We start from the raw sequence: 9,032 nt of genomic DNA on the forward strand, positions 1-9,032 counted from the left end.
TGCCGGGCCCACCGACGGCCCCCGATCCGCCCCAGCCCGCCGATGTTGACTTGAATCGATCAAAAGTTAGACTTGGCTTAATTGTATAGCGAAGCCTGAAGGCGAGGGGGCAGCCATGGCGGCACGCAGGCCCTGGAGGGCGGCCCTGGCCGCAGTGGTGGCACTTTGGGGCGGGAGCGCCCTGACGGCCGCGGCGGCGCCGCCGCAGGCGGTGGCCACGGTGGGGATGATCGGCGACGTCGCCGAGCGCATCGCCGGCGAGTGCGTCGAGGTCGAGACCCTCATGGGTCCCGGCATCGACCCGCACCTCTACCAGGCCAGCTCCAGCGACGTGCGGCTGCTCCAGCGCGCCGAGGCGATCCTCTACGCCGGCTACGCCCTCGAGGGGCAGCTCGGCGCGGTCCTCGCCAAGCTCGGCGAGCGCAAGCCGGCGGTGGCCGTCTCCGAGGCCGCGGCCCGGCGCGAGTCGCTGATCCAGGTCGGCGGCGGTAACGTCGACCCCCACCTGTGGATGGACCCGCAGCTGTGGGCGGACACCACCCCGGCCATCGCCGAGGCGCTCGCCGGCATCGCCCCGGACTGCGCCGCGCCGATCCGCGAGCGCGCGGCAGCCTACCGGGAGCGGCTCGCGGCGCTCGACGAGTGGATCGCCGCGAGCATCGCCACCATCCCCGAGCGCCAGCGGGTGCTGATCACCGCCCACGACGCCTTCGGCTACTACGGCCGCGCCTACGGCCTCGAGGTGCGCGGCATCCAGGGGATCAGCACCGACAGCGAGGCCGGCATCGCCGACATCCGCCGGATGGTAAGCACCGTGGTCGAGCGCCGGATCCCCGCCGTCTTCATCGAGAGCACCATCAACCCGCGCACCGTCGAGGCGGTGGTGGACGCCGCGGGCCGGCGCGGCCACGAGCTGGCCATCGGCGGCGAGCTCTACTCCGACGCCCTGGGGAGCCCGGGCAGCGGCGCGGGAACCTACATCAGCATGCTGCGCTCGAACACCGAGACCATCGTCCGGGGGCTCGGCGGCGAGCCGGCCCCCTGGCCCGAGGCGCTGCCGGAGTAGGAGGAGCCGCCATGGCCGAGACGCCGCTGCACGAGCCGGGGCTGGCCCTGCACATCGAGGACCTGACCGTGGCCTACCAGGGGGCCCCGGTGCTCTGGGACATCGACCTGGACATCCCCCCCGGCGTCATGGCCGCCGTCGTCGGCCCCAACGGCGCCGGCAAGAGCACCCTGCTCAAGGCCGTCCTGGGCCTGGTGCGCCCCAGCGCCGGGCACGTCTACCTCCTCGGCCGGCGGCCGCGGCGCATGCTCAAGCGCATCGGCTACGTCCCGCAGCGCTCGGCGGTGGACTGGGACTTCCCCACCACCGTGCTCGACGTTGTCATGATGGGCCGCTACGGCCAGCTCGGCTGGCTGCGCCGCCCCGGCCGCGAGACCCGGGAGCGCGCCCGCGCCGCGCTGGCCCAGGTCGGCATGGAGCGCCTCGCCGGCCGGCAGATCGGCGAGCTCTCCGGCGGGCAGCAGCAGCGGGTCTTCCTCGCCCGGGCGATGATCCAGCAGCCCGACATCTACTTCCTCGACGAGCCCATGGCCGGCGTCGACGCCACCACCGAGCGCACCGTCGTCGATCTCCTCCAGCGCGAGCGCGACGCCGGCAAGACGGTGATCGCCGTCCACCACGACCTGCAGACCGTCCACGACTACTTCGACTGGCTGGCGCTGCTCAACGTGCGCATCATCGCCCAGGGGCCCGTCGCCGAGGTCTACACCCCGGAGAACCTGCACAAGGCCTACGGCGGCCAGATCCCGCTCTTCGAGGGCGGGCGCAAGGCCCGCGGGCAGCGGGCGGCGGGCGCCGGGCGGGCCCCGGAGGGGGCCGAGCCGTGATGGCCGGCCTCGGCACGCTGCTCGGCGACTACACCGTCCAGAACGTCCTGCTCGGGGCCGTCTTCCTCGGCATCGTCAGCGGCGTGCTGGGCAGCTTTGCCGTGCTGCGCCAGCAGAGCCTGCTCGGCGACGCCCTCGCCCACGCCGCGCTGCCGGGGGTGTGCCTCGGCTTCCTGATCGCCGGCGCGCGCAGCCTGCCGTGGATCCTCGCCGGGGCGCTGGCCACCGGCGTGCTCGCCGCTCTGACGATGCTGCTGCTGATCCGGCGCAGCCGGCTCAAGACCGACGCCGGGCTGGGCATCGTGCTGAGCCTCTTCTTCGCCGCCGGCGTGGTCCTGCTGACCTACATCCAGGGCCAGCCCAACGCCGCCCAGGGCGGCCTCGACACCTTCCTCTTCGGGCAGGCGGCGGCGACCCTGCGCTCCGACCTCTACCTGATGGGCGGGATCACCGCCGCTGCCCTCACCCTCGTCGCCGCCCTGTGGAAGGAGCTCAAGCTGGTCACCTTCGACCCGCAGTTCGCCGGCGCCATCGGGCTGCCGGTAACCGTGCTGGAGGTGGTGCTCACGGCGATGATCGCCCTCGCCGTGGTGGTAGGGCTGCAGATGGTCGGCGTGGTGCTCATGACCGCCATGGTCATCGCCCCGGCGGCGGCGGCGCGCCAGTGGGTCAAGCGCCTCGGGGCCATGGTGGCCCTCGCCGCGGCCCTCGGGGTCGCCGCCGGCGCCACCGGCTCGCTGGTCAGCGCCAGCGGCGCGAACCTCGCCACGGGGCCGCTGATCGTCCTCACCGCCTCGGCCCTGGTGCTCGGCTCCCTCCTCCTCGCCCCGGGCCGCGGCCTGGCCTGGGCGCAGCTGCGGCGCTGGCGCGAGCGCCGCGCCATCGGTGAGCGCCAGGTCCTGGCCACGCTCTACCGCCTGGCGGCGGCCCACTACGACCCCGCCTACCCCACCGAGCTCGGCACCCTCGACACCCTCTACGGGGGGACACCCCGCCGCGCCCTGCGCCGCCTGGAGCGCCGCGGCCTGATCGCCCCGGTGGCGCACATGCCCCACGAGGAGGGGCCGCACTGGGAGCTGACCGAGGCCGGCCGGCGCGCCGCCGAGCGCACCCTCGAGGGCAACAGCGGGGGGGCCGGGTGATGCTCGAGGCCCTGCTCGCCAACCAGGCGCTGACGATCACCCTGACGGGGGCGCTGGTCGGCGTCGCCGGCTCGCTGGTGGGGACCTTCCTGCTCCTGCGCGGCAGCGCGATGCTCTCCGACGCCATGAGCCACTCCATCGTCTTCGGCATCGTCGTCGTCTGGCTGCTCACCCACGCCCAGAGCGGCCCGGTGCAGATCATCGGCGCGGCGCTCACCGGCGTGCTCACCGTGGTGCTCACCGAGCTGCTGACCCGCACCCGCCGGGTCAAGAACGACGCCGCCATCGGGCTCGTCTTCCCGGCCCTCTTCGCCGCCGGCGTGCTGCTGCTCAACCTCTACGCCCGCGACGTCCACATCGACACCCACACCGTGCTGCTCGGCGAGATCGGCTTCGTCTGGCTGGACACGCTGAGCCTCGGCGGCTACGAGGTGCCCCAGGCGCTGCTGTGGATGGGGGTGGTCACCCTGGTCAACGCCGCCTTCGTCGGCGGGCTGTACAAGGAGCTCAAGCTCGCCACCTTCGACCCGCAGCTGGCGGCGGCGCTCGGCTTCGCCCCGACGGCGCTCTTCTACGCCCTGCTGCTGCTCACCAGCGCCACGGCCGTGGCCGCCTTCGACGCCGTCGGCGCGGTGCTGTTCATCGCCTTCGCCATCGTCCCGCCGGCGACGGCCTACCTGCTCACCGACCGCCTGTGGCTGATGCTCCTGCTCGGCGCCCTGGTGGCCATCGCCGCCAGCGTGGGCGGCTACGCGGCGGCCGTCCAGCTCGACGTCTCCATCGGCGGCACCATGGCGCTGATGACCGGCGCCTGCCTCGCCCTCGCCTTCCTGCTCGGGCCGCGCCACGGCCTGGCGGCCCAGGCTTGGCGCCACTGGCGGCAGCGCTACGCCAACGAGGCCCGCGCCCTGGCCATCTACCTCTACGAGCGCGAGGACCGCGGCGTCCCCACCGCCGAGGCCGAGCTCGCCGCCGTCCTCGAGGACGAGCTCGGCTGGCCCACCGCCCAGGCCGCGGCGGTGCTCGAGCGCAGCCGGCGCTCGGGCCTGATCCGCCGCGACGGCAGCGGCGTCCACCTCACCCCCAAGGGCCGCGAGACCGCCCGCGCCCTGCGCCAGCCGTGGCGCCGGCGCGAGGCCGATCCGGCGGCCTGAGCGGCTTTTGCGTACCCGCCGCCCTCGCGGCAGAATATCACCGAGATTGAATCATTCCCTTGAACGATCCAGCGGAGGTGAAGCGATGCCGACCTACGATTACCGCTGCCCCGAGAACGGCGAGGTGGTAGAGGTCCAGCACGCCATGAGCGAGCACGTCGCCACCTGGGGCGAGCTGTGCCGCATGGCCGGCCGCGAGACCGGCGGGACGCGGGAGGACGCGCCGGTGGAGCGGGTGATCACCGGCGGCTCGGTGGTCAGCAGCGGCCTTTCATCCGCTTACTGGTACTGGATCTTCGACAGCTCCTTGTAGAGCTGATTGACTAGCTTCTCCTGGCGCTCCGCGGCGGACTGGACCTGCTGGACGCCGTCCCGGGTCCGCTCGGCCACGTCGCGGATGTTGACCACGTTGCGGTTGATCTCCTCCGCCGTTGAGGACTGCTCCTCGGCGGCGCTGGCGACCTGCGTATTCAGGTCGCTGATGTTGCTCACCGCGCGGGTGATGGCGTTGAGGCTGTCGCCGGCGTTGCCGGCCTGCTCGACGGTGCTCTTCGCCTTGTCGCGGCTGGCGCTCATCCGCTCGACGGCCTGCTTCGAGCCGCTCTGGAAGCGCTCGGCGATCTCCTGGATCTGCTGGGTCGACTCCTGGGTGCGATTGGAGAGCTTGCGCACCTCGTCGGCCACCACGGCGAAGCCGCGGCCGCTCTCGCCGGCGCGAGCCGCCTCGATGGCGGCGTTGAGGGCGAGCAGGTTGGTCTGGTCGGTGATCTCGTTGATCGCCCCGACGATGGAGCTGATCTGCTCCGACTCGCTGGAGAGGTTCTCCACCGCGTGCTGGGCGTTGTCGAGCTCGTCGGCCAGGTCCTGGATCGACTCCGCCGTCTTCTCGACCACCTGCCGGCCCTGGGTGGTCTCCTGCTCCGCCTCCTTGGCCGAGTCGGCGGCGTTGGAGGTGTTGCGGGCGACCTCCTGGACCGTCGAGACCATCTCGTTCATGGCCGTGGCCAGCTCCTCGGTCTCGCTGGTCTGGGTCTGGATGCCGTCGCTGGCCTCCTGGGTGACGCGGTTGAGGGTCTGCGCCGAGCCGCGCAGCTCCTCCAGCGCCGAGGCGGCCTGCTGGAAGGTCGTGCGGCAGGTGCCGGTCAGGCTGTTGACGCTCTCGGAGACCTCGGCGATCTCGTCCCGGCCGTCGACGCCGAGCTCGCGGGTGAGGTCCACGCTCCCGTCGCTCATGGCGTGCACTTCCCGCACGGTCTGGCGCAGCGGGACGACGATGCTGCGGCTGACGACGGCGATGAAGCCGGCGACGAGCAGCAGGGCGAGCACGGCCTGCCAGGCGAACTGGCCGGCGAAGCCGAAGATGGCCCCCTGGCTGCGCTGGACGTAGACGCCGGAGCCGATGACCCAGCCCCACGGCTCGTAGAGCTCGACGTAGGAGGACTTGGCGACCGGCTTATCCTCGCCGGGCATCGGCCAGCGGTAGTCGACGTAGCCGGCGCCCTTCTCCTCGGCGACCTCGGCGGCCTCGACGAAGAGCCGCTTGCCGGTGGGGTCCGTGTAGTCGCCGAGGTGCTCGCCGTTGAGATCCGGGTTGGTGGGGTGCATCACCATGCGCGGCTCGAGGTTGTTGATCCAGACGTACTCCTCGCTGCCGTCTTGGTGCTTCTGGTAGCGCATGGTGCGCACCGCCTCGGCGGCCCGGCGCTTGGCCTGCGCCTCGCTGAGCTCGCCGGACTCGGCCCGCTCGCCGTAGTAGGAGACGACCTCGGTAGCCGCCTGGACGACGTTCGCCGCCCCCTGGCGGCGCTCGTCGAGCAGCAGGTCGAAGGCCTTCTGGAGCGTCAGGGTCCCGAGGAGCAGGACCCCCAGGATCGCGATCCCCCAGATTGCCCAAAGGCGCGTCCCGACGCGGAGGTTGCGTAGCAGTCCCATAGCGCTAGTTCCAGGCCGAAAAAGGGGGTTTAACCGTAGCGCTCCGCTTGGGCGTATTCAAGCGCGCTCCCCTTGATGGCGGCAGGGAGGCGCCGAGGATGAGCCGCGGACCTGCGGCAGTTCGTCCCACTGAGGATGCACATGATAACGATTTGCATTTATGATTCGCTCCGTCCCGTGAACGGCCACCACGAAACAGCGGAGCTAGAGGAGCGATCCATGCGCAACGCCACCTACCCCGCCGCCGCCCTGGCGCTGACCCTCGCCGCCGGGCCCGCCGCCGCGCAGTCGCCGGAGGAGAAGCTGCGGGAGATCGACTGGAGCGGCCTCCTGGAGATCGAGGCCGGCTACGAGGACCCGCGGGAGGGCGCGGCGGCCAGCGACCTGGCGGTAGCCACCGCCGAGCTCGGCGCCACGGCGCAGCTGCAGGAGCGCACCCAGGCGACGGTGGTCCTGCTCCACGAGGACGGCAGCGACGAGGAGATCGAGGTCGACCAGGCCCACATCCAGATGCGCGACGCCTCGGGGACGTGGGGGCTGCGCGCCGGGCGCCTCTACCTGCCGTGGGGGGACTACACCACCTACACGGTCTCGGACCCGCTGACGCTGGCGCTCGGCGAGACCCGCGAGACCGCCGTCGAGGGGACCTTCCGCCGGGGCGGGCTAACGGCGCGGGCCTACGCCTACAACGGCGAGCTCCAGCCCGACGGCGAGGACCGGATCGACAGCGCAGGCGCGAGCCTCGCCTACCGCGTCCCCGTCGGCGGGGCGACGCTGACCGCCCAGGCCGGCTACACCAGCAGCCTCGGCGACGCCGATGAGCTGCAGGCGGCTATCCAGGATGCCACAGACGATTCCATAGTCGATGAAACCGTCGGGGCCTGGGATGCCAGCCTGCGCCTCGAGGGCGACCGGCTGAGCCTCATCGGCGAGTACATGGCCGCCGTCGAGGCCTTCCCGGCGGCGAGCCTGGGCGTGAGCGAGGCGCCGCGGCCGCGGGCGGGGAGCCTGGAGGCTGCATGGCACACCCAGGCCTGGCAGCGCAAGGCGACCCTCGCCGTCGGCTACCAGGGCACCGAGGAGGCGACGGAGGCCTTCGGGCTCCCCGAGGAGCGCCTGGTCGCCGCCGCCTCGGTGCTGCTGCGCCCGGCGACCCGGCTGAGCCTGGAGTGGCGCAGCGACGACTACGCGGAGGCGGACGGCGACGCCGTCACGGCGCAGCTCGCCCTCACCTTCTAGCCGCCGCCCTCCTCCAGCCGGGCGCGCCCGGCCCAGTCCCGGGCGAACTGCCAGGCGACCCGGCCGCTGCGCGAGCCCCGCGCCAGGGCGTAGGCCAGGGCCGCCTGGCGCAGCGCCTCGCCCTCCGGGGCGCTGACGCCGAGGCGCTCGAGCCAGCCCCGGCAGATCGCCAGGTAGCGCTCCTGGTCGAAGCTGTAGAACGACAGCCACAGCCCGAAGCGCTCGGACAGCGAGATCCGCTCCTCGACGGCGTCGCCGGGGTGGATCTCGCCGCCCTCGCCGCCGCGCTGGTTCTCCTGCTGCGACTCGGGCAGCAGGTGGCGGCGGTTGGAGGTGGCGTAGACGAGGACGTTGTCGGCGGCGCTGGCCAGGGAGCCGTCGAGCACCGCCTTGAGGGCGCGGTAGTGGTGGTCGCTGGCGTCGAAGGAGAGGTCGTCGCAGAAGACGATGAACCGCTCGGGGCGCCGACCGAGCAGGCCGAGGATCTCCGGCAGGTCGACGAGGTGGTCGGGCTCGACCTCCACGGTGCGCAGCCCCTCGCCGGCGTAGGCGGTGTGCAGCGCCTTGACCAGCGACGACTTGCCCGTGCCGCGGGCGCCCCAGAGCAGGGCGTTGTTGGCCGGCAGCCCGGCCAGGTGCTGCCGCGTGTTGCGCTCGAGGGCGGCCTTCTGCTCGTCGACGCCGTGGAGCTCGTCGAGGCCGATGCGGTGGGGGCGCTCGATGGGCTCGAGCCACCCCCCGCCGCCGCGCCGGCGCCAGCGGAAGGCGGTCGCCGCCGACCAGTCGGGCTCCGCGGCGGCCGGCGGCAGCAGCGGCTCGAGGCGCTCGAGCAGCGCCTCGGCCCGGCTCAGGAACGCTTCCAGGCGCTCATCCATGGGGGCTCCTCCATCGACAAAAAAAGAGCGGGCGCTGCCGCCCGCTGCTGATAGGGGTCGATCCGCTTGCAGACGCGTGGTGCACGGCCCTGCCGTGCCGAGGGCGGGGGCTCAGGCGGCCCGCTGGACCTCGATGCGGCGGGCCTGCCCCTCCGCCTCGCTCTTCGGCAGGGTAACGGTCAGCACGCCGTCCTTGAAGGCGGCGCTGATCTGCTCCTCATTGACCGCACGGTGGAGCGGGATCTGGCGCTCGAAGCGGCCGTAGGCCCGCTCGGTGACGTGGACCTGCCGGTCCTGGTCCTCATGCTCAGCCTTCTTCTCGCCGGCGATGCGCAGGACGCCGTCGTTGTAGGTGAGCTCGACGTCGTCCTCGCTCATGCCGGGCAGCTCCGCCACGACGTAGAGGTTCTCGTCGTCCTCCTGAAGATCGATCTGCGGGGCCGCCAGCGCACCGCCGGCGCCCGCCGCCGGCGCGCCCGTGCCGAGGCCCTGCCAGAGGTCGTCGAAGAGCCGGTTCATCTCCGTCTGCAGGGCCGTGAAGGGGTCGCGGGCGGCGACGTTGCGGCCCGTGCGGTTGCCGAGATCGGTACCAGCCACCGGGAAGAGGTTCCGACGCACCATAGGCCATCACCTCCTTTCGTTTTCCCTGTGGTGGATTTCCTGCCTGCCTCTACTCCGTGGAGTATTGTCGCTCCCGGCGCGCTTCAAGGGGGTCAAGCGATCGGGCCGCCGGCCGATACAGGGAGCACTGTTCCCCTACCCTGGCGGCTCCCCCCGCCGCGAAGGAGGCTGTATGC

General features: G+C 72.5%; 9 protein-coding genes. 6 read left to right on the forward strand and 3 right to left on the reverse strand.

The window, feature by feature from the left end; translation table 11 throughout:
• Window positions 1-115 precede the first annotated feature (115 nt).
• From CKO13_RS08435 to CKO13_RS08455, 5 genes are all read left to right on the forward strand, one after another.
• Entirely contained in the window at window positions 116-1,066 is a 951-nt protein-coding gene (locus CKO13_RS08435) for a metal ABC transporter solute-binding protein, Zn/Mn family (protein WP_200259453.1), read from the forward strand.
• 11 nt (window positions 1,067-1,077) lie between these two features.
• Entirely contained in the window at window positions 1,078-1,893 is an 816-nt protein-coding gene (locus CKO13_RS08440; protein WP_200259456.1) for a metal ABC transporter ATP-binding protein, read from the forward strand.
• Window positions 1,893-3,035 (forward strand): metal ABC transporter permease, encoded by a 1,143-nt coding sequence (locus CKO13_RS08445; RefSeq protein ID WP_200259475.1) that lies wholly within the window; start codon window positions 1,893-1,895, stop codon window positions 3,033-3,035. Before CKO13_RS08440 ends, CKO13_RS08445 begins: the two co-directional genes overlap by 1 nt.
• Window positions 3,035-4,189: a metal ABC transporter permease gene (locus CKO13_RS08450; RefSeq protein WP_200259459.1), complete on the forward strand. Its 1,155-nt coding sequence runs from the start codon at window positions 3,035-3,037 to the stop codon at window positions 4,187-4,189. Before CKO13_RS08445 ends, CKO13_RS08450 begins: the two co-directional genes overlap by 1 nt.
• Before the next feature lie 85 nt (window positions 4,190-4,274).
• On the forward strand, window positions 4,275-4,502 hold the full coding sequence (locus CKO13_RS08455; protein ID WP_200259461.1) for an FmdB family zinc ribbon protein: 228 nt from the start codon (window positions 4,275-4,277) through the stop codon (window positions 4,500-4,502).
• Here the strand turns inward: CKO13_RS08455 and CKO13_RS08460 are convergent.
• Window positions 4,469-6,121 (reverse strand): methyl-accepting chemotaxis protein, encoded by a 1,653-nt coding sequence (locus CKO13_RS08460; RefSeq protein ID WP_200259464.1) that lies wholly within the window; start codon window positions 6,119-6,121, stop codon window positions 4,469-4,471. The two genes, CKO13_RS08455 and CKO13_RS08460, sit on opposite strands and share 34 nt — an antisense overlap.
• 219 nt (window positions 6,122-6,340) lie before the next feature.
• Here CKO13_RS08460 and CKO13_RS08465 point away from each other — a divergent pair, with 219 nt between their 5' ends.
• Complete coding sequence (locus CKO13_RS08465; RefSeq protein WP_200259467.1) at window positions 6,341-7,360, forward strand: LbtU family siderophore porin; 1,020 nt, start codon at window positions 6,341-6,343, stop codon at window positions 7,358-7,360.
• Here CKO13_RS08465 and CKO13_RS08470 read toward each other — a convergent pair.
• Together CKO13_RS08470 and CKO13_RS08475 are read right to left on the reverse strand one after the other, a co-directional pair.
• The gene (locus CKO13_RS08470; protein ID WP_200259470.1) at window positions 7,357-8,235 is read right to left on the reverse strand and encodes an ATP-binding protein; all 879 of its coding nucleotides are present in this window, start codon (window positions 8,233-8,235) and stop codon (window positions 7,357-7,359) included. The genes CKO13_RS08465 and CKO13_RS08470 overlap by 4 nt on opposite strands.
• 111 nt (window positions 8,236-8,346) lie before the next feature.
• On the reverse strand, window positions 8,347-8,856 hold the full coding sequence (locus tag CKO13_RS08475; protein ID WP_200259472.1) for an Hsp20/alpha crystallin family protein: 510 nt from the start codon (window positions 8,854-8,856) through the stop codon (window positions 8,347-8,349).
• Between the last annotated feature and the right edge of the window lie 176 nt (window positions 8,857-9,032).

This window comes from Halorhodospira neutriphila (assembly GCF_016584055.1).
Taxonomy (GTDB): domain Bacteria; phylum Pseudomonadota; class Gammaproteobacteria; order Nitrococcales; family Halorhodospiraceae; genus Halorhodospira; species Halorhodospira neutriphila.